The organism is Streptomyces sp. SID13726, from assembly GCF_010548375.1.
Classification (GTDB): Bacteria; Actinomycetota; Actinomycetes; order Streptomycetales; family Streptomycetaceae; genus Streptomyces.
In genome coordinates, this window is sequence record NZ_JAAGLY010000009.1 from 265,545 (window position 1) to 284,531 (window position 18,987).

Genomic DNA, 18,987 nt, shown 5'->3' on the forward strand with positions numbered 1-18,987 from the left:
GGTCGAAGAGACGAGAGGCACGCGTGTCATCAAGGCTTGAGGCAGAGCAGCTGTACAAGGTGTTCGGAAGACGCCCCCACCAGGCGGTCGAGCGGCTCCGCGAGGGCGCCGACCGGGAGGGACTGCGCGCCGACGGCACCACCGCCGCCGTGATCGACGCGTCCTTCACCGTGGACCCGGGCGAGATCTTCGTCGTCATGGGCCTGTCCGGCTCCGGCAAGTCCACGCTGCTGCGCATGCTCAACGGCCTCCTGGAGCCGACCGCGGGCCATGTCCGCTTCGACGGCCAGGACCTCACCGCGCTGACCGACCGCGAACTGCGCGCCGTACGCGCCGAGAAGATCAGCATGGTCTTCCAGCACTTCGCGCTCTTCCCGCACCGCAGCGTCCTGGAGAACGCCGCCTACGGCCTCGCCGTCCAGGGCGTCGGCAAGGCCGAGCGCACCGAACGGGCCACCGAGGCACTGGAGTTGTGCGGCCTCAAGGGCTGGGAGAAGTCCTGGCCCGACGAGCTGTCCGGCGGCATGCAGCAGCGCGTGGGCCTGGCCCGCGCCCTCGCCACCGACGCCGACCTGCTCCTCATGGACGAGTCCTTCAGCGCGCTCGACCCGCTGATCCGCCGGGACATGCAGGACCAGCTCCTCCAGCTCCAGAAGACCCTGAAGAAGACCATCGTCTTCATCACCCACGACCTCAACGAGGCCATGCGGCTCGGCGACCGCATCGCCGTCATGCGCGACGGCCGGATCGTCCAGATCGGCAGCGCCGAGGACATCCTGGTGCGGCCCGCCGACGACTACGTGGCCTCCTTCACCAAGGACGTCGACCGCTCCCGGGTGCTCACCGCGTCCGCCGTCATGGACACGGACGTCAGCGGTGCCGAGGCCGACTGCGGTTGCGCGGACGGCTGCGAGACCGCGACGCCCGACACGCCGTTCACCGAACTCTGCGCGATGAGCGCCCGTTCCAGCCACCCGGTGATCGTGCTCGACGGGAAGCGCAAGCTCGTCGGCGTGGTCCCGCAGGAGCGCCTGATCGGCTTCCTCGGCGACACGGAGTCCCCCCAGGAGGCCGCCCATGCCTAGGATCCCGCTCGGCGACTGGGTCAACGACACCGTCGACTGGCTGCTCGACCACGTGGCCTGGCTGTTCGACTTCTTCAAGACCGTCTTCACCGGCACCTACGACGGTATCGACGCCGTCCTCCAGGCGCCCCAACCCCTGCTCCTGGCAGGCATCTTCGCCGTCATCGCGTTCTGGCTGCGCGGCACCCTCGCCGGCCTGCTCACCTTCGCGGGATTCGCCTTCATCGACTCCCTCGAACTGTGGGAGAACGCGATGATCACCCTCTCGCTGGTCCTCGTGGCCACGATCATCGCGCTGGTGGTGGCCGTCCCGGTGGGCATCTGGGCGGCCCGCTCCGACCGCGTCAGCGGGATCGTGCGCCCCGTCCTGGACTTCATGCAGACGCTGCCCGCGATGATCTACCTCATCCCGGCGATCCTGTTCTTCGGCACCGGAGCCTCCGCCGGCATCGTCGCGACCCTGATCTTCGCGCTGGCCCCCGGCGTCCGCATGACCGAACTCGGCATCCGCCAGGTCGACAAGGAACTCGTCGAGGCGGCCGAGGCGTTCGGCACCACCCCGCGCGACACCCTTCTGCGCGTCCAGCTGCCCCTGGCCCTGCCCACCGTGATGGCCGGTGTCAACCAGGTCATCATGCTCGGCCTGTCCATGGCCGCGATCGCCGGCATGGTCGGCACCGGCGGCCTCGGCGGCGACGTCAACGAGGCCATCGGCCAGCTCAACGTGGGCCTCGGCTCCGAGGCCGGTGTCGCCATCGTGATCCTCGCGATCTACCTCGACCGCATGACCAGCGCGCTCGGCACCCAGGTCTCCCCGCTGGGCCGCCGCGCCGCCGCCAAGGCCCGTGCCGCACAGGGCGGTTCGAAGATCTGGTCGTACCGTCCGCGCCCCCAGTTCGCCGTGATCGGCGTCGTCGTGCTCGCTCTCGTCGCGGGCGGCGTGGGGGTCTTCGGCGGCAACTCCGGCGGGACCACGGCCGTCGCCGACAGCGAGAACGTCGGCCAGGGCAAGAAGATCAGCATCGGCTACATCCCCTGGGACGAGGGCGTCGCCTCCACCTTCCTGTGGAAGGAGGTCCTGGAGCAGCGCGGCTACCAGGTGGACGCCAAGCAGTTCGACGCCGGACCGCTGTACACCTCGCTCGCCCAGGGCACCGTCGACTTCCAGACCGACTCCTGGCTGCCGACCACCCACGCCCAGTACTGGAAGGAGTACGGCAGCAAGCTCGACGACCTCGGCGCCTGGTACGACAAGACGTCTCTCGAGCTGAGCGTCCCGTCGTACATGAAGGGCATCGACTCGCTGGCCGATCTCAAGGGCAGGGCCTCGGAGTTCGGCGGGAAGATCACCGGGATCGAGTCCAGCGCCGGTGAGATGGCACTGCTCAAGAGCAAGGTGCTCAAGGAGTACGGCCTCGACAAGGAGTACGAGGTCGTCGACAGCTCCACGCCCGCCATGCTGGCCGAGCTGAAGCGGGCGTACTCCCAGAAGGACCCGATCGTCGTGACGCTCTGGTCGCCGCACTGGGCGTACAACGACTACGACCTGAAGAAGCTCAAGGACCCCAAGGGGGCCTGGGGCGAGGGCGACGGGGTGCACACCCTGGCCCGCAAGGGGTTCGCGGACGACAACCCGGTCGTCGGGCGGTGGCTGAAGAACTTCGAGCTGGACGAGAAGCAGCTCACCAGCCTGGAGGCCGAGATCAACAAGGCCGGCAAGGGCGAGCAGCAGGACGCCGTCCGCAGCTGGCTCAAGCAGCAGCCCGGCCTGGTCGACAAACTGGCCCCCGTCCAGAAGAGCCAGGCCGCCGCCGAGACCGAGCGTCCGGTGAACGTGGCCTGGTTCCCCTGGGACGAGGACATCGCCGTCACGTATCTGTGGAAGAACGTCCTGGAGAAGCGCGGCTACCGGCTCAACCTCAAGCAGATGGACGTCGGCCCGGTCTACACCGGCCTCGCCTCCGGTGACCTGGACCTCAACTTCGACGCCTGGCTGCCGTACGCCCAGCAGAACTACTGGGACAAGAGCAAGGACAGACTCAAGGACCTCGGCACCTGGTACGAACCGACCTCGCTGGAGATCGCGGTGCCGTCGTACGTCAAGGGCGTCAGGACGTACGAGGACCTCAAGGGCAAGGCCGACCTCTTCGACGGGAAGATCATCGGCATCGAACCGGGCACCGGCGAGATGAACCTCCTCAAGAACAAGGTGCTGCCGGGCTACGGCCTCGACAAGGAGTACGAGGTCGTCGACGGCTCCACGCCCGCGATGCTGGCCGAGCTCAAGCGGGCGTACGCCAAGAAGCAGCCGGTCGCGGTCGTGCTGTGGTCGCCGCACTGGGCCTACAGCCAGTACGACCTCACCAAGCTGAAGGACGACAAGAAGTTCTTCGGCGAGGGCAACACCATCCGGACCATCTCCAACGAGGACTTCCCCTCCCGCTACCCGCAGCTCACCCGGTGGATCAAGGGCTTCCACATGAGCGAGGACGAGCTGGGCACGCTGGAGGGCGAGATCAACAAGTACGGCCAGGGGCACGAGGAGAAGGCGGTCGCCGCCTGGCTCGGGGAGCACCCGGAGATGGTGGGGCGGATGACAGGGTCATAACCGCTTCCGGACCACGGTAAGGATCCGGCCAACCACATAGAGCGACGTCATCACCCGAACTTCCGTGCCGACTAGGCCACTTGAGGAGTTCTCGGCGGCCGGCGGCGCATATTCCGGCCCCCCGGCGCTCCGCCGGGGGGCCGTCGCGCTGGCGCGAAGTGTGAGGTCCGGCAGCACGCTGTGTGACATCGATGTGACGGCCGCATGAAACGGTTTGCCGAACATGCGTAGGGTGCAGACAACTCATCAGGAGACCCGTCACAGGACCGACGAGCGTAGGAGGGAGCCGGAGCCATGGGTGACCACAAAGAACAGCCCCTTCGGGTCGGCGCGGCCGTGCGCCGCAGGCGCCGCGCGCTGGAACTCACCCTCGCCGTCGTGGCCGAGCGCAGCGGCCTCTCGGTCCCCTTCCTGAGCCAGATCGAGAACGAACGCGCCCGGCCCAGCCGCAGTTCCCTGGAGAAGGTCGCCGACGCCCTGCGCACCACGGCCGTCGAACTCCTCGCCGCCGCCGACCCGGCGTGCAGCGTGGACGTCGTGCACGCGGAGGCCGCGACCGAGCCCGGCTACGCACCCCGGGTGCGGTCCCTGGTGCGCGGTCACCACCAGATGCACGCCCAGGAGTTCACCGGCGACCATGACGCCGGGCGCGAATTCCAGTACCGCAACGACCAGTTGATGTACGTCGCCGACGGCGCGGTGGACGTCGAGGCGGAGGGCCGCGCCTACCGCCTCGGCCGCGGTGACACCCTGTACCTCACCGGCGGGGTGCGGCACCGCTGGCGGGCGACGGTGGCCGACACGCGCGTGGTCGTCGTCGCCGTGGCGGAGCACATCGAGGCCGTCCAGGACCGGCCCCGGCAGTGAGAGTCGTCTCCCTGGTCCCCTCGCTGACCGAGGCGATCGCCCGCTCGGCACCCGGCGCCCTGGTCGGCGCCACCGACTGGTGCACCCGTCCGGCCGACCTCGACGTCACCCGGATCGGCGGCACCAAGAACCCGAAGCTGGACCGGATCGTCGCCCTCGCCCCCGACCTGGTGATCGCCAACGAGGAGGAGAACCGGGAACCCGACCTGGCCGCCCTGCGCGAGGCGGGCCTGGAGGTCCTGGTCACCGAGGTCCGGGACGTCCCGCAGGCCTTCCGGGAACTGGACCGGGTCGTCGGGGCCTGCGGTGTCGTACGACCGCGCTGGCTGGACGAGGCCGAGGAGGCCTGGTCGGCGCCGGCGCCCCTGAGCCCTCGCGTGACGGCGGTCGTACCGATCTGGCGCCGGCCCTGGATGGTGCTGGGCCGGGACACCTTCGCGGGCGACGTGCTGTCCCGCCTCGGCGTGGACCACCTGTACACGGGCCACGAGGACCGCTACCCGCGCATCCCGCTCGACGAGCTGCGGGCGGTGGCCCCGGGTGTGGTCGTCCTGCCCGACGAGCCGTACCGCTTCACCCCGGACGACGGCCCGGAGGCCTTCCCGGGCCTGCCCTGCGCGCTCGTCAGCGGACGGCACCTGACGTGGTACGGGCCGTCGCTGGCCGAAGCACCACGGGCGCTGGGCGCGGCCCTGCGAGCAGCGCTCCGCTGACGAGGCCGCGCGCTGTGTGCAGGGCGGCCGTGAGCCAGGCGGCCACCAGGACGGCGTACAGCCCGACGGCGAGCCAGTCGTAGACCGCGAGCCCGGTGTGCCGGGCCAGCGCCTCCGAGCCGGTGACACAGGTGCCGACCGGGAAGGTGAACGCCCACCAGGTCATCGAGAACCCCATCCCGAGCCGCCTGGCCCGTACGACATGGGCGGTGGCGAGCCCGAGCCACAGCAGCGCGAACCCCATGACGGGGACGCCGTAGAGCACCGCGAGGACGCCGAAGCCCTGGCTGTAGGGGGCCGGTACGACCCCCGGGGCCACGTCCGCGAACTTGCCGACGGCGGTGGTGGACTGGCCCAGCGGACCGAGGACCAGGAACAGGGCCGGGGTGAGGGTAAGCGGCAGCGGGCCGCCGGTGACGAGCCGGGCGAAGACGAGCGGCAGCATCACCAGGGTCGCGAGCAGGCTGAGCCCGAACATCGCGAAGCACGCGAACAGCAGCGTCTCCCGGGCCTGCCCGGCCGGCAGATGCGGCACGAGCAGCGGGCCGAGCGCGGCGGACACCATGGGCGCGACGAGCGGCAGCAGCCACACGGGCGTGGCCTGCTGCGGCTCCGCCCTGTCTCCTACGGCCATGAGGTACGGGACGACCACGGCGGCCGCGAGCCCCACGACCGTACCGGCGCTGAACAGCACGGCGTCGAGGGCGACCGCGGCCGTCGTGCCGATCCAGTACCGGCCGACGGTGAGCGCGCCGCCGCCGACGGCCAGGAGCGCCATGGCGAGGCAGCCGTAGAAAGGCGCTGTGGCGGGGTCGCGGAGGTCGCCGCGGCCCTGGTCGGCGTGGTGGCGCCAGTGCAGGGCGCGGGCGCAGAGGAGGACGAGGAGCAGGGCGAGGGACAGCAGCCAGACGGCGGCGCAGATCGTGCGCAGGCCGGGGAGGTGCACGGGGAGCGCGACGCCGGCGGTGGCGACGATCGCGGTGCCCATGACGGCGGCGTACCAGTTCGGCCCGAGATGACGGACGGCGGTGACCATGTCTCCACGGTGTCGTGGCGGGAGGGCCGCGACCAGGGAGTATGACTCTATGAGGGCATAAGCTGGTCTTATGAGCGGTGTGGAGGAGCAAGGGGCGGCGGTGGGCGGCGGGCTGGCCCATCGGGTGCCGGACCTGGGGGCCCTCGAACTGCTGCTGGCGGTGGCCCGGTTGGGGAGCCTCGGCGGGGCGGCGCGGGAGCTGGGCATCACGCAGCCGGCCGCGAGCAGCCGTATCCGCTCCATGGAACGCCAGCTCGGCGTGGCCCTGGTCGACCGCTCGCCCCGCGGGTCCCGGCTCACGGACGCGGGCGCGCTGGTCACGGACTGGGCGCGGCGGATCGTGGAGGCGGCGGAGGCGTTCGACGCGGGGGCCCAGGCGCTGCGGGTCCGCCGGGACTCCCGGCTCCGGGTGGCGGCGAGCATGACGATCGCCGAGTACCTGCTGCCGGGCTGGCTGCTGGCGCTGCGCGCGGCCCGCCCGGACACGGCGGTGTCCCTCCAGGCCGGCAACTCGCAGACGGTGGCGGAGCGCCTGCTCTCCGACGAGGCGGACCTCGGCTTCGTGGAGGGCCTGACGGTCCCCACGGGCCTCGACTCGGTCGTCATCGCCCACGACCACCTGATCGTCGTGACGGCCCCGGGCCACCCCTGGGCCCGCCGCCGGCGTCCCCTGGCCGCCGCCGAACTCGCCACCACACCCCTGATCCTGCGCGAGAAGGGCTCCGGCACCCGCCAGGTCCTGGACGCGGCCCTGGGCGGCCTGGCCCGCCCCCTCATCGAACTCTCCTCCACCACAGCGGTGAAGGCCTCGGCGGTGAGCGGCGCGGGCCCCGCCGTCCTCAGCGAACTGGCGGTGGGGGAGGAGCTGGCGATGCGCCGCCTCGTGGCGGTCCCGGTGGCCGGGGTGTCACTGGCACGGGACCTGCGGGCGGTGTGGCCCACGGGGCATCGGCCGGTGGGACCGGCGAGAGACCTGTTGTCGCTGACCCGGTCCTAGGGCCGGGCGGCGGCCGAGACGAGGGCCCGCATCACTCGCAGGTCCGCGCCCATCTCCGGATGCCACTGGACGCCCAACGCCCAGTGCGCGCCGGTGAGTTCGACCGCCTCCACCGTGCCGTCCGGCGCGTGGGCGGAGGGGGCCAGGCCCTCTCCGAGGCGGTCCACCGCCTGGTGGTGGAAGGTCGGGACCAGGGTCTCCTCCGGGGCGATGTCGGCGTAGCGGGTGCCGGGGACCGGCTTGACCGGGTGGTGGCCGAAGACGCCCGGGGTGTCGGCGTGGCCGTCGATGTGCTGGACGAGGGTGCCGCCGAGGGCGACGTTCAGGAGCTGCATGCCCCGGCAGATGCCCAGCAGGGGGACGCCGGCAGCCGACGCGGCGTCGATCAGGGCCAGTTCCCAGGCGTCCCGGGCACGGGCGGGCGGGCCGGTGCGGGGGTCGGGCTCGGCGCCGTAGCGGATCGGCTCCACGTCCGGGCCGCCCGCGATCACCAGTCCGTCCAGGCGGGCCACGGTCGCCGCCGCGTGCTCAGGGGCGTCCGGCGGGAGCATCGCGGCCAGGGCGCCCGCCTGCTGGACCAGCCGGGGATAGCCCGCCGGGAGCAGCGCCGCCTCCAGCTCCCAGCGCCCCCAGCGCACCTCGGCCTCCAGATAGGTGCTGACCCCGATCAGCGGTCGTACGGTCGTCACTCGGTCCTCCCCGGCTTGCAATGGCCCATGCCCATACCTTTGCGCCCCGGGCCGTGCACAATCAAGGTCACGCCAGGAACCCGCGCAACAGCGCCGCCGTGCCCCCGCAGTGCTCGCGCATCATCTCCCGCGCCCCGTCCGCGTCCCCGTCGAGGACCGCCTCGACCAGCGCCGCGTGCTGGCGCTGGGAGTGCTCCAGGTTGCGGACCAGGAGCGGGATGCAGTCGAGGAGGTCGTTCACCGAGGCCCGTACCGCCGCGTACTGGGCGGTCAGGGTCGGTGAGCCGCACAGTTCCGCCAGGGTGAGGTGGAGCAGGGTGTCCAGGCGCCGGTAGTCCGCGAGCGGGGCCTCCTGCGTGGCCGCCAGTGCCTCGCGCAGCCGCTCCGCCTGCTCGCCGGAGAGGCCGTGCGTCGCGCACAGGCCCGCCGCGCCCACCTCCAGCACCTCCCGGAAGCGCAGCACGTCCTCGATGTCCACCTCCGTGACCCGGCGCCGCAGTTCGTCCTCGCCGCCCGCGTGCGCCTTGGGCAGGACGAAGGTCCCGCCGTACCGCCCGCGCCGCGACTCCACAAGCCCCTGGTCCTGGAGCACCTTCAGCACCTCGCGCAGCGTCACCCGGCTGATCCCGAGCCGCTCCGCCAGCTCCCGCTCGGCCGGCAGCCGCTCACCCCCCGGCACCAGCCCGAGCCGCACCACCTGGAGGATCTGCTCCAGCGCCTCCTCGAAGCCGTTGCCCGCCCTGACCGGCCGCAGCACCGGAGTCAGCCGGTCCTCCGGGCCGCCGTCAGCGTCGACCGACATATGGCCGAGCCCCCTTCCCAAGCAATGGTTCTGAGCAATACCTTATGGCTCCCGGCCCGGTCGGAAAAACGCGCAGCAGCCGAAGGAGCTCCCCCGTGGCAGACCGCACACCCCCGCTCAGTGTCGAGGAGCTGCACGCCCTCGTCGCGAGCGGTGAGATCGACACTGTCGTCCTGGCCTTCCCTGACATGCAAGGCCGGCTCCAGGGCAAGCGGTTCGCCGCCCGCTTCTTCCTCGACGAGGTACTCCACCACGGCACCGAGGGCTGCAACTACCTGCTCGCCGTCGACACCGAGATGAACACCGTCGACGGCTACGCGATGTCCTCCTGGGACCGCGGCTACGGCGACTTCGCCATGCACCCCGACCTCGCCACCCTGCGCCGCGTCCCCTGGAACGCCGGCACGGCCATGCTGATCGCCGACCTCGCCTGGGAGGACGGCTCCCCGGTGGTCGCCGCGCCCCGGCAGATCCTGCGCCGCCAGCTGGAGCGCCTCGCCGAGCACGGCTTCACCGCCCAGGTCGGCACCGAGCTGGAGTTCATCGTCTTCAAGGACAGCTACGAGCAGGCCTGGGACGCCAACTACCGGGGGCTCACGCCCGCCAACCAGTACAACATCGACTACTCGGTCCTCGGCACCGGCCGCATCGAGCCCCTGCTCCGCCGGATCCGCAACGAGATGGCCGCGGCCGGGCTCACCGTCGAGTCCGCCAAGGGCGAGTGCAACCCCGGCCAGCACGAGATCGCCTTCCGCTACGACGAGGCCCTCACCACCTGCGACCAGCACGCGATCTACAAGACCGGCGCCAAGGAGATCGCCTCCCAGGAAGGCGTCTCGCTCACCTTCATGGCCAAGTACAACGAGCGCGAGGGCAACTCCTGCCACATCCACCTCTCGCTCGCCGACGCCGCAGGCAACAACGCGATGGCGGGCCCGGACGGCATGTCCGACGTGATGCGGTACTTCCTCGCCGGACAGCTCGCGGCCCTGCGCGACTTCTCGCTGCTCTACGCCCCCAACATCAACTCCTACAAGCGGTTCCAGCCGGGCTCCTTCGCCCCCACCGCGGTCGCCTGGGGCCATGACAACCGCACCTGCGCGCTGCGGGTCGTCGGCCACGGCCGCTCGATGCGCTTCGAGAACCGGCTGCCCGGCGGGGACGTCAACCCGCACCTCGCGGTCGCCGGGCTGGTCGCGGCAGGGCTGTACGGCATCGAGCAGAAGCTGGAGCTGCCCGAGGTCTGCACCGGCAACGCCTACACCGCCGAGTACGCCCACGTCCCCACCACCCTGCGCGAGGCCGCCGAGCTGTGGGAGAACAGCCCGATCGCCAAGGCCGCCTTCGGCGACGAGGTCGTCGCGCACTACCGCAACATGGCCCGCGTCGAGCTGGACGCCTTCGACGCGGCGGTCACCGACTGGGAGCTGCGCCGCTCCTTCGAACGCCTGTGATCCCGAGTGTCCCCGAAAGGTTCTTCGTTGTCGTACGAGCATGAGCTGACCGTCCTCAACCCGGCCACCGAGGAGGTCGTCGCCACCGTCCCCGCAGCCACCGCCGCCGACGTGGACGCGGCGGTCGCCCGCGCGGCGAAGGCACAGGCCGGCTGGGCGGCCCTCGCCCCCGCCGACCGGGCCCGGCTGCTGCGCCGGTTCGCCGACGTCGTGGACCAACACGTCGAGGAACTGGCCCGGTTGGAGGTCAGGGAAGCCGGCCACCTCCTCGGCAACGCCCGCTGGGAGGCCGGCAACGTCCGTGATCTGCTGGCCTATGCGGCGGGGGGCGTGGAGCGGCTGAACGGCCGTCAGATCCCGGTCGCGGGCGGCCTCGACATCACCATCCTCGAACCGCTCGGCGTCGTCGGGATCATCGCGCCCTGGAACTTCCCGATGCCGATCGCCGCCTGGGGCACGGCCCCCGCGCTCGCAGCCGGCAACGCGGTGATCCTCAAGCCCGCCGAGACGACCCCGCTGACCGCCCTGCGGCTCGCCGAACTCGCCCTGGACGCAGGGCTGCCCGAGGGCCTGTTCCAGGTGCTGCCGGGCCACGGGCCGGTCGCGGGCACCGCCCTCGTCGAGCACCCCGGCGTGGCGAAGATCGTGTTCACCGGGTCCACCCGCACCGGCCGCGAGGTCATGGAGCGCTGCGCCCGCCAGGTCAAGCCGGTCACCCTCGAACTCGGCGGCAAGAGCCCCAACATCGTCTTCGCCGACGCCGACCTCACCAAGGCCCTCGACCCCTTCTCCTTCCTCGACAACTCCGGCCAGGACTGCTGCGCCCGCACCCGGATCCTCGTCCAGGAGTCGGTCTACGAGGAGGCGCACGCCTTTCTCGCAGAGGCGCTGTCCGCCGTCGTGGTCGGCGACCCGGCCGACGAGAAGACCCAGATGGGCCCGCTGATCTCCCGTCAGCAACTGGACCGGGTACGGCAGTTGGTGCCCGCCGACGCCCCCGGCCTGCGCGGCGGCGCTCCCGACGGGCCCGGCTTCTGGTTCGCGCCGACCGTGCTCACCGGCGAGGCGCCCGACTCCCCGGCGGCCTGCGAGGAGATCTTCGGCCCGGTCGCCGTCCTGCTGCCCTTCACCGACGAGGCGGACGCGATCCGGCTCGCCAACGACACCCCCTACGGCCTCTCCGGCTCCCTCTGGACCCGCGACCTGGGCCGCGCCCTGCGCGTCTCGCACGCCGTCCGGGCAGGCAACCTGTCCGTCAACTCCCACTCCAGCGTCCGCTATTGGACCCCCTTCGGCGGCTACAAGCAGTCCGGACTCGGCCGTGAACTCGGCCCGGACGCCCTGACCGCCTTCACCGAGACCAAGAACGTCTTCATCAGCACGGAAGGCCCCGCACAGTGACCTCTTCGACCCCTTCGACCGATCAGATCGTGTGCCGTCGCCTCGTCGGCCGTACGGCCGTCATCACCGGAGCCGGCAGCGGCATCGGTCTCGCCACCGCCCGCAGGCTCGCCTCCGAGGGCGCCAACGTGGTCTGCGCCGACGTGGACGAGACCCGCGGCAAGGCGGCCGGCGAGGAGGTCGGCGGCACCTTCGTGAAGGTGGACGTCACCGACGCCGAGCAGGTCGAAGCCCTGTTCAGGACGGCGTACGACACCTACGGCAGCGTCGACATCGCCTTCAACAACGCGGGCATCTCGCCCCCCGACGACGACTCCATCCTGGAGACCGGCCTGGAGGCCTGGAAGCGCGTCCAGGAGGTCAACCTGACCTCCGTGTACCTGTGCTGCAAGGCCGCGATCCCCTACATGCGGCAGCAGGGCAAGGGGTCCATCATCAACACGGCGTCCTTCGTGGCCCGGATGGGCGCGGCGACCTCGCAGATCTCCTACACCGCCTCCAAGGGTGGCGTACTGGCCATGTCCCGTGAGCTGGGCGTGCAGTTCGCCCGCGAGGGCATCCGCGTCAACGCCCTCTGCCCGGGCCCGGTCAACACCCCGCTGCTCCAGGAGCTGTTCGCCAAGGACCCCGAGCGGGCCGCGCGCCGCCTGGTCCACATCCCGGTGGGCCGGTTCGCCGAGGCCGAGGAGATCGCCGCCGCCGTCGCCTTCCTGGCCAGCGACGACTCCTCCTTTGTCAACGCCAGCGACTTCCTCGTCGACGGCGGGATCTCGGGGGCGTACGTCACACCGCTGTAGGTCTCGCCCTACAGTGCCGGAATGAGCAGGACGCTCCCGCCCGGCTGGTACCCGGACCCCGACGCTCCGCATCTGGAGCGCCGGTGGGACGGGACGGCCTGGACGGACGACCGGCGCGCCCCCGAGGCCCCCGGCCCGCCGCGAGCGGCCGACGGGGCCTCGGGGCGCGCCAAGGCAGTCGCGCTCGCGATCGCCGGGGCGGTCCTCGTCCCCGCGATCGTCACCGGGGCGTACGCGCTGGCCCGGGGCCACGGGGACGACGTGGTCGCGGACACCGCCCCGACCTTCGCCGCACCGCCGCCCACCCCGACCTTCGCGCCGCCCCCGCCCACCGCGACCTCCTCGGCCCCGACCCGCCTGGTCGACGAACTCGACGGCATCAGCCTGCCGTTGCCCGAGGGCTGGGTCCCGGCGAGATACGTCACCCGCGACAACCTCGTGATGACCAGGGAGGGCGGCGGCAGGGTCTTCGCCCGCACGGTGTCCGGGAAGCTCGCACAACCCCCGGACGCGCTCGCCGAGAAGGACATACCCCAGGCCGCCGACACGTCCTACGACGGCATCCGCGGCCACCATGTCGTCCGGTCGGAGCGGGTGAAGGTGGCCGGATGCGCCGGATACCTGGTGCGCTGGCGGGTCAGGACCGCCGAGGGGCCCGGAGGTTACGTCCAGTCGCTGGCGTTCGCCCGCGACGCCGACGAGCGGTCGCGCGGCACCGTCGTCGTCCGCTTCGCCTTCGACGCGGGCCCGGACGGCCCGCCGCTCGCCGACATGGACCGGATCACCCGGGGGATCCGGTCCCTGGACCGCTGACCTACAGGAACGTGTGGCCTTCCCCGCGGTACGTCGGGACGGTCGCCGTCACCGCGTCGCCCTCGATCAGGTGCAGCGTCTCGAACCGCTCGCACAGCTCACCGGCCTTGGCGTGCCGGAACCACACCTTGTCGCCGAGCAGCAGGTCGTCGGCGGGCGCCCCGAGCAGCGGGGTCTGCACCTCGCCGGGCCCCTCCTGCGGGTCGTACTTCAGCCCCTCCGGCAGATACGGCACCGGCAGCCGGTCGGGTCCGGCCGCGCCCGAGGCCGGATAGCCGCCGCCGAGGACGGTCACCACACCCACCCCCGGCCTGCGCACCACGGGCATGGCGAACAGGGCGGCCGGACGTCCGCTGAAGGACGTGTAGTTGTCGAACAGCCGCGGCACGTACAGCCCGGACCCGGCACCGATCTCCGTGACGACGGCCTCGGCCGCGGTGTGCTGCACACTGCCGGTGCCGCCGCCGTTGACGAACTCCAGGTCCGGCACGACGGCCCGCACCGCACGCACGACCGCGGCACGCCGCTCGGCGAGTTCCTTGCGGGCGGTGGCCTGCATCAGCCGTACGGCCCGGGAACGCAACGGCCGTCCGGCGACCGCGTCCCCGACGCCGGCGATGTGGCCCTCGTAGGCCATGATCCCCACGACCTTGAACCCGGGGCGCCTGGCCACCGCGCGCGCCATGTCGGCGACCTGCGCGGGGGAGTGCAGCGGCGAACGCCGGGCGCCGACACGGACCTTGCCGCCGAGGAGCTTCAGCGAGGTGTCCAACTCCAGGCAGACCCGGATGACTTCGGTGCCGCCCGCGCGGGACTCGTCGATGAAGGCGAGCTGCGAAGGGTCGTCGACCATCACCGTCACGGCGGCGGCGAGCTTGGGGTCGGCGGCCAGTTCGGCGTATCCGGCGCGGTCGGCGGAGGGATACGCGAGCAGGATGTCGTCGAAGCCGCTCCGGGCCAGCCACAGGGACTCGGCGAGCGTGAAGGACATGAGTCCCGCGAATCCGTCCCTGGCCAGGACGCGCTCCAGCAGCGCCCGGCACCGTACGGACTTGCTGGCGACACGGATCGGCTTCCCCGCCGCCCGGCGGACGAGATCGTCCGCGTTGGCGTCGAAGGCGTCCAGGTCCACGATCGCGAGGGGGGCGTCGAGATGGGCGGTGGCCCGGTCGTATCGGGCCCGGTCGGCGGAGCGCGCAGTCATGAACGCAGCCTGCCAGACAGGATTACCGCAGGGTAGGGGGACGTTCCGGGCAGATGCCCCCGGCCTGGTGGACTGGTTCCCGTTCGACCGGCGACAACCCGTAGAGTGACGCGCACGCACACAGGGCCGTTCGCCCCCGTCGCCGCCGCGCCGGGATGCCGGCCCCTCCGTGCGGGTATGCGTGCCCGGACGGCCGTCTTCCACGCCGGCGACACCGACGCGGGCCCGCGCACGACCGAACGGCCCGGACAGGAAACGGGGGGTGCATGAGCACGGAAGCACGCCGCGCCTCGATCCCTCCACGCCCCACGACCCCACCGAGACCGGCCCAGCCGCCGACGGTGGGGGAGGGGTCCGGGGAGTCCGAGAGGTCGGGGGCGCGGGTGGCCGAGGGGACGGGATCGCGGTCGCAGGAACAGACGGGGTCGGGTTCGGCCGACGAGCCGGGGCGACCGGTGACCGACCCGAACGGGCAGCGCCTTGGCGACGGGTCGGACGGATCAGTGGCTGGTGGGGCGGGTTCCCGAGCGGGTGGGTCTGACGGGACCGCTGGTCGGCGGGGGTTCGGCGAGCCGGGTGGCCGGGTGAGCGACGGCTCGCGCTGGCAGGCGTTCGGCGAGCGGAAGCGGCGGGAGACCGGCGAGCGGGCACGACAGGGTTTTGGCGGACCGGTTCCTCAGGTGTCCGGTGGGCCGGGGTCGCAGGAGTTCGGTGCGGCGGATCGGCCGGGACCCGGGGAGTCGGGTCGGTGGGATTCCGGTGGAGCGGGTCGGCCTGGAGCCGGTGAGTCGAGTCGGTGGACTTCGGGTGGGCTTGGTCGTACGGAGGCCGGTGGATCCGGGCAGCCGGGGCTCGGTGGGCCCGGGAGGCAGGAGCCTGGTGGAGCGGGTCGGCCAGGGGGCGATGGCCCGGCCGGGCAAGGGCCCGATGGATCGCGTCAGCCGAGGCCCGGTGGATCAGGCAGTCCGGAGCCCGCTGAAACGGGTCGGTCAGCGGCCGGTGGCCCAGGTCGGCCTGGGTCCGATGGATCCGGTCGACAAGGAGCCGATGGATCCGGTCGGCCGATGTTCGGCGGCTTCGACTGGCAAGGGCTCGACGAGAGCGGCGGGCAGATGTCCGGCGGCTCGGGCGGGCGGGAGTCCGGTGAGCCGGCGCGGCACGTGTCCGGCGACGCGGGTGAACGGACGTCCGGATGGCGGCCGTTCGGGAGCATGAGCACGGACCGGAGCCGGAGCATGAGCACGGACCGGAACCCGCGCACAGATCGCAGTACGAGTACGGACCGACGCGACGTCGGCACCACGGCACCCCGTGCTGCTGGTGACATGAACACGGAACGGGAGTCCGAGGTGTCGGGCGGGGAGCGGTCCCAGGGATCGAGTGCCGGGGGTCGGCCACCGATACGGACGACGGGCGGCGCGGGCGTCGGCCCCATGCCGCCGCACCGGGCCCCGGGCACGGACGGGCGCACGCTCCGGAACGACGGTCCGCGAGGCGCGGTTCCTCCCCGGAACGGCGACGGTCCGGCACCACGCACCGACACCACCCCCACCGCTCCACCCCCACCCCCGGCATCGGCCCGCTTCCCGGACACCGCGCCACCGGCCACGGCGAGCAAGGGCGCCGGCGCGGGCACGCCCACCACCCCAGCTCACCGCCCGCCGTCCCCGGAGGCGCCCAGGCGCCCGAGCACGCCGCCGTCCGTCAAGGGCACGGGAGCGGGCGCCAGCACTGGCGCGGGCACGCCCACCGCCCCCGCGCACCGCCCGCCGTCCCCGGACGCGCCCAGGCACCCGGACGCTCCCAGGCACCCGAGCGCGCCCCCGTCCGCCTCCGGTACCGCACCCACCGCCCCGAACCCGCGCACACCGGGCCCCGGCCCGATGCCGCCGCTGGCTAACCCGGGCAACGGGTCGTCCGGGAACCGTGGATCGGGCGCCGAGCCGCGCCCGGCGAACGGCGCCTCGTCCGGTACCTCCCCGCAGGGCTCCGTGCCCCGGGTCCCCGGTGCCGTGCCGCCTCCGCCGGGTTTTCGGCCCTCCTCGCCGCCCCGCCGTACCGGCGCCCCCGCCGAGACCGCCTCGGAGACGACCTTCCGGATGCGCCCGGTGCCGGCCACGGACCCCACCCCCGGGGACGGCCGTACGGGCTCGGCGGCGACGAACTCCGCCGCCACCGCCGTACCGCCGCGACCCGACGCGGGCCGTCCCGGAACCTCAACGGCGGACCGGCAGGCGGGCGTTCACCCCGGCCACCCGGCGCCTCCCACGGCAGATCCGCAGGCCGGCGCCCGGCCGGGTGCGTCCCCTCGGTCGAGCGCGCCCGCTCGCCCGGGCTTCCCGCCCCGCGAGTCCGCCGTCGGCGTGACCGCGCCCCCGCCCCCCGCCGAACCCCCGACACCCCCGGCGCCCACACCCCCCGCCCCGACCGACCCGCCCACCACCTCACGGCCCGGTACCTCCGCGCCCCTCTCGCCCGACCCCGCGCTGTCCTGGAGCGCCCCCACCGCGTCCCCGCGGCCCGTGGTGTCGTTCGGGGAGCCCGAGGTGGGGTACAGGGAGCGTTCGTGGCCGCGGATTCCCGCGCGGATCGCCGCCGTGGCCGGGAGCGTGGTGCTCGGGCTAGGGCTCATCGGCGGTGCCGTGACCGGGAGTTGGCTGATCGGTGACTCCGGGGACGAAGGCGGCGGCGACACCTTCGCCGAGGCCGGTGCGCTGTGGCACAGCGTCCCCGTGGACCAGCTGTTCCCGCCGACCGTGGACGGGCAGGGCGCCGGACCCGGTGGCGCCGACCGCACGTGGACGCGGATCGCCGTCGCCCCCGACAGCGGCTGCACGGACGCCTTCGACCCGCTGCTGCGCAAGGCCCTCGCCCCCGTCGGCTGCGACCGCCTCCTGCGCGCCACCTACACGGACGCCACCCAGAGCTACGTCACCACCATCGGCCTGATGTTCACCGACGCCGACGCCACCACCATGCGCAACCTCGACAACCGCTTCGGCAAAGAGGGCCTGGACACCCGCACCGACCTGATGCCCCTCCCGTACGCCGCGAAGAACACCCTCGCCGCGGACTTCGGGGCGAAGCAGCGGGCCTCCTGGACGATCTCCGTCCTCACCGACGCCCCCGTCGTCGCCTACGCCGTCTCCGGCTGGGCGGACGGCCGTACGGTCGACTCCCCGGTCCCCGCCGAGCAGGCCATGGTGTCCGGCGACACCTCACCCACCGCCCAGGCCGGCCTCGGCTACGAGGCCCGGGGACTCGCCGACCGCGTCGAGCGGGCCCTGCGCAAGACCGTCACCTCGCCCTCGGAGAAGTCCTCATGAGCACCACCACCCGCCGGGCAGGTCTCCTGAGCGTCCTCCTCGCCGCCTCCGTCGCCCTCGTCCCGGCCACCACCGCGCACGCCGACGCGATCCGCGCCAAGCAGTGGGCCCTGGACGCCATGCACACCCAGGAGGCGTGGCAGACCACGAAGGGCGCGGGCGTCACCGTCGCGGTCCTGGACACCGGTGTCGAGAACGACCACCCCGACCTCGTCGGCAACGTCCTCACCGGCAAGGACATGATCGGATTCGGCGCCGAGCGCGGCGACCGCTCCTGGGCCCGGCACGGCACCGCGATGGCCGGGATCATCGCGGGTCACGGCCATGGCGTGGGCAACGGCGACGGGGTCATGGGCATCGCCCCCGAGGCGAAGATCCTCCCCGTCCGCGTGATCCTGGAGGACGGCGACCCGGCCCGCACCAAGGCCCGCAACACCCGGGGCAACGCGCTCGCCGAGGGCATCCGCTGGGCCGCCGACCAGGGCGCCGACGTCATCAACCTCTCCCTCGGCGACGACTCCGCCTCCGCGCACCCCGAGGCCGGCGAGGACGACGCCGTCCAGTACGCCCTGAAGAAGGGCGCCGTCGTCGTGGCCTCGGCCGGCAACGGCGGTGCGAAGGGCGACCACATCTCCTACCCGGCCGCCTACCCGGGCGTCATCGCCGCCACCGCCGTCGACCGGTACGGCACCCGCGCCTCCTTCTCCACCCGCCGCTGGTACGCCACCGTGGCCGCCCCCGGCGACGACGTCGTGATCGCCGACCCCGACCACAAGTACTACGAGGGCTGGGGGACCAGCGCCGCCTCCGCGTTCGTCTCCGGCGCGGTCGCCCTCGTCAAGGCCGCCCACCCGGACCTGACGCCCGCGCAGATCAAGAAGCTCCTGGAGGACACGGCCCGCAACGCCCCCGCCGGCGGCCGCGACGACTCCCGCGGCTACGGCTTCGTCGACCCCGCCGCGGCCCTGAAGGAAGCGGCCCGCCTCAAGCCGGAGGGACTCCAGCCCGCCTCCTACGGCGAAAAGTACTTCGGCTCGGGCCCGGACGCCGCCAAGTCGGAGGACGACACGGCGAGTTGGGCGGCCCCCCTGGCGGGCGGCTTCGGCGTGGCCCTGCTGATCACCGCGGTGTTCCTGTGGCGAGGACGCCGGGGTCCGCGCCGGTCCTACGAGGGGTTCTGAACCAGGAGTACGAC

At 72.7% G+C, this 18,987-nt stretch carries 15 protein-coding genes; 11 read left to right on the forward strand and 4 right to left on the reverse strand.

The features are described 5' to 3' along the window. Nucleotides 1–23: 23 nt before the first annotated feature. The 4 genes from G3I78_RS25130 to G3I78_RS25145 all read left to right on the forward strand — a co-directional run bounded on the left by G3I78_RS25130 (nt 24) and on the right by G3I78_RS25145 (nt 5,273). A complete protein-coding gene (locus G3I78_RS25130) occupies nt 24–1,085 on the forward strand; it encodes a betaine/proline/choline family ABC transporter ATP-binding protein (protein ID WP_164428349.1) in 1,062 nt (353 codons plus the stop codon). After that, nucleotides 1,078–3,693: an ABC transporter permease/substrate binding protein gene (locus G3I78_RS25135; protein WP_164428351.1), complete on the forward strand. Its 2,616-nt coding sequence runs from the start codon at nt 1,078–1,080 to the stop codon at nt 3,691–3,693. Before G3I78_RS25130 ends, G3I78_RS25135 begins: the two co-directional genes overlap by 8 nt. A gap of 294 nt (nt 3,694–3,987) precedes the next feature. Continuing rightward, on the forward strand, nt 3,988–4,560 hold the full coding sequence (locus tag G3I78_RS25140) for an XRE family transcriptional regulator (protein WP_164428353.1): 573 nt from the start codon (nt 3,988–3,990) through the stop codon (nt 4,558–4,560). After that, nucleotides 4,557–5,273: a helical backbone metal receptor gene (locus tag G3I78_RS25145; RefSeq protein WP_164428355.1), complete on the forward strand. Its 717-nt coding sequence runs from the start codon at nt 4,557–4,559 to the stop codon at nt 5,271–5,273. The genes G3I78_RS25140 and G3I78_RS25145 overlap by 4 nt, the downstream gene beginning before the upstream one ends. Here the strand turns inward: G3I78_RS25145 and G3I78_RS25150 are convergent. After that, entirely contained in the window at nt 5,185–6,309 is a 1,125-nt protein-coding gene (locus G3I78_RS25150) for a TDT family transporter (protein WP_164428356.1), read from the reverse strand. The two genes, G3I78_RS25145 and G3I78_RS25150, sit on opposite strands and share 89 nt — an antisense overlap. 70 nt (nt 6,310–6,379) lie before the next feature. Here G3I78_RS25150 and G3I78_RS25155 point away from each other — a divergent pair, with 70 nt between their 5' ends. Continuing rightward, nucleotides 6,380–7,306: a LysR family transcriptional regulator gene (locus G3I78_RS25155; protein WP_164428358.1), complete on the forward strand. Its 927-nt coding sequence runs from the start codon at nt 6,380–6,382 to the stop codon at nt 7,304–7,306. On the opposite strand, the gene G3I78_RS25160 is transcribed toward G3I78_RS25155, so the two are convergent. Beyond that, a complete protein-coding gene (locus G3I78_RS25160; RefSeq protein WP_343243840.1) occupies nt 7,303–7,995 on the reverse strand; it encodes a gamma-glutamyl-gamma-aminobutyrate hydrolase family protein in 693 nt (230 codons plus the stop codon). The two genes, G3I78_RS25155 and G3I78_RS25160, sit on opposite strands and share 4 nt — an antisense overlap. 67 nt (nt 7,996–8,062) lie before the next feature. Continuing rightward, entirely contained in the window at nt 8,063–8,797 is a 735-nt protein-coding gene (locus G3I78_RS25165; RefSeq protein WP_164428362.1) for an FCD domain-containing protein, read from the reverse strand. Nucleotides 8,798–8,892: 95 nt separating this feature from the next. Between G3I78_RS25165 and G3I78_RS25170 the strand changes: the two genes are divergently transcribed. From G3I78_RS25170 to G3I78_RS25185, 4 genes are read left to right on the forward strand one after another with little or no spacing between them, the layout of a single operon-like run. Beyond that, on the forward strand, nt 8,893–10,251 hold the full coding sequence (locus G3I78_RS25170) for a glutamine synthetase family protein (protein ID WP_164428363.1): 1,359 nt from the start codon (nt 8,893–8,895) through the stop codon (nt 10,249–10,251). A gap of 27 nt (nt 10,252–10,278) precedes the next feature. After that, nucleotides 10,279–11,652: an aldehyde dehydrogenase family protein gene (locus G3I78_RS25175; protein ID WP_164428365.1), complete on the forward strand. Its 1,374-nt coding sequence runs from the start codon at nt 10,279–10,281 to the stop codon at nt 11,650–11,652. Next, nucleotides 11,649–12,449, forward strand: a complete 801-nt coding sequence (locus G3I78_RS25180) for a 3-oxoacyl-ACP reductase (RefSeq protein ID WP_164428367.1) — start codon at nt 11,649–11,651, stop codon at nt 12,447–12,449. Before G3I78_RS25175 ends, G3I78_RS25180 begins: the two co-directional genes overlap by 4 nt. Before the next feature lie 21 nt (nt 12,450–12,470). Beyond that, nucleotides 12,471–13,262 (forward strand): DUF2510 domain-containing protein, encoded by a 792-nt coding sequence (locus G3I78_RS25185; protein ID WP_164428369.1) that lies wholly within the window; start codon nt 12,471–12,473, stop codon nt 13,260–13,262. 1 nt (nt 13,263) lies between these two features. Here G3I78_RS25185 and G3I78_RS25190 read toward each other — a convergent pair whose 3' ends face one another. After that, a complete protein-coding gene (locus tag G3I78_RS25190) occupies nt 13,264–14,466 on the reverse strand; it encodes an amino acid deaminase/aldolase (RefSeq protein WP_164428371.1) in 1,203 nt (400 codons plus the stop codon). 1,883 nt (nt 14,467–16,349) lie between these two features. Between G3I78_RS25190 and G3I78_RS52135 the strand changes: the two genes are divergently transcribed. Together G3I78_RS52135 and mycP are read left to right on the forward strand one after the other, a co-directional pair. After that, nucleotides 16,350–17,792 (forward strand): hypothetical protein, encoded by a 1,443-nt coding sequence (locus tag G3I78_RS52135; protein ID WP_239158024.1) that lies wholly within the window; start codon nt 16,350–16,352, stop codon nt 17,790–17,792. Further along, nucleotides 17,789–18,973: a type VII secretion-associated serine protease mycosin gene (gene mycP / locus G3I78_RS25200; protein ID WP_164428374.1), complete on the forward strand. Its 1,185-nt coding sequence runs from the start codon at nt 17,789–17,791 to the stop codon at nt 18,971–18,973. Before G3I78_RS52135 ends, mycP begins: the two co-directional genes overlap by 4 nt. The last annotated feature ends 14 nt before the right edge of the window (nt 18,974–18,987 follow it).

What these genes read in the sequence shown, in the direction of transcription:
- G3I78_RS52135 (WP_239158024.1), top strand. Translation starts at nt 16,350, where the DNA reads ATGCCGCCGCTGGCTAACCCGGGCAACGGGTCGTCCGGGAACCGTGGA.
- G3I78_RS25165 (WP_164428362.1), bottom strand. Translation starts at nt 8,797, where the DNA reads ATGTCGGTCGACGCTGACGGCGGCCCGGAGGACCGGCTGACTCCGGTG.
- G3I78_RS25150 (WP_164428356.1), bottom strand. Translation starts at nt 6,309, where the DNA reads ATGGTCACCGCCGTCCGTCATCTCGGGCCGAACTGGTACGCCGCCGTC.
- mycP (WP_164428374.1), top strand. Translation starts at nt 17,789, where the DNA reads ATGAGCACCACCACCCGCCGGGCAGGTCTCCTGAGCGTCCTCCTCGCC.
- G3I78_RS25135 (WP_164428351.1), top strand. Translation starts at nt 1,078, where the DNA reads ATGCCTAGGATCCCGCTCGGCGACTGGGTCAACGACACCGTCGACTGG.
- G3I78_RS25155 (WP_164428358.1), top strand. Translation starts at nt 6,380, where the DNA reads ATGAGCGGTGTGGAGGAGCAAGGGGCGGCGGTGGGCGGCGGGCTGGCC.
- G3I78_RS25185 (WP_164428369.1), top strand. Translation starts at nt 12,471, where the DNA reads ATGAGCAGGACGCTCCCGCCCGGCTGGTACCCGGACCCCGACGCTCCG.
- G3I78_RS25190 (WP_164428371.1), bottom strand. Translation starts at nt 14,466, where the DNA reads ATGACTGCGCGCTCCGCCGACCGGGCCCGATACGACCGGGCCACCGCC.
- G3I78_RS25140 (WP_164428353.1), top strand. Translation starts at nt 3,988, where the DNA reads ATGGGTGACCACAAAGAACAGCCCCTTCGGGTCGGCGCGGCCGTGCGC.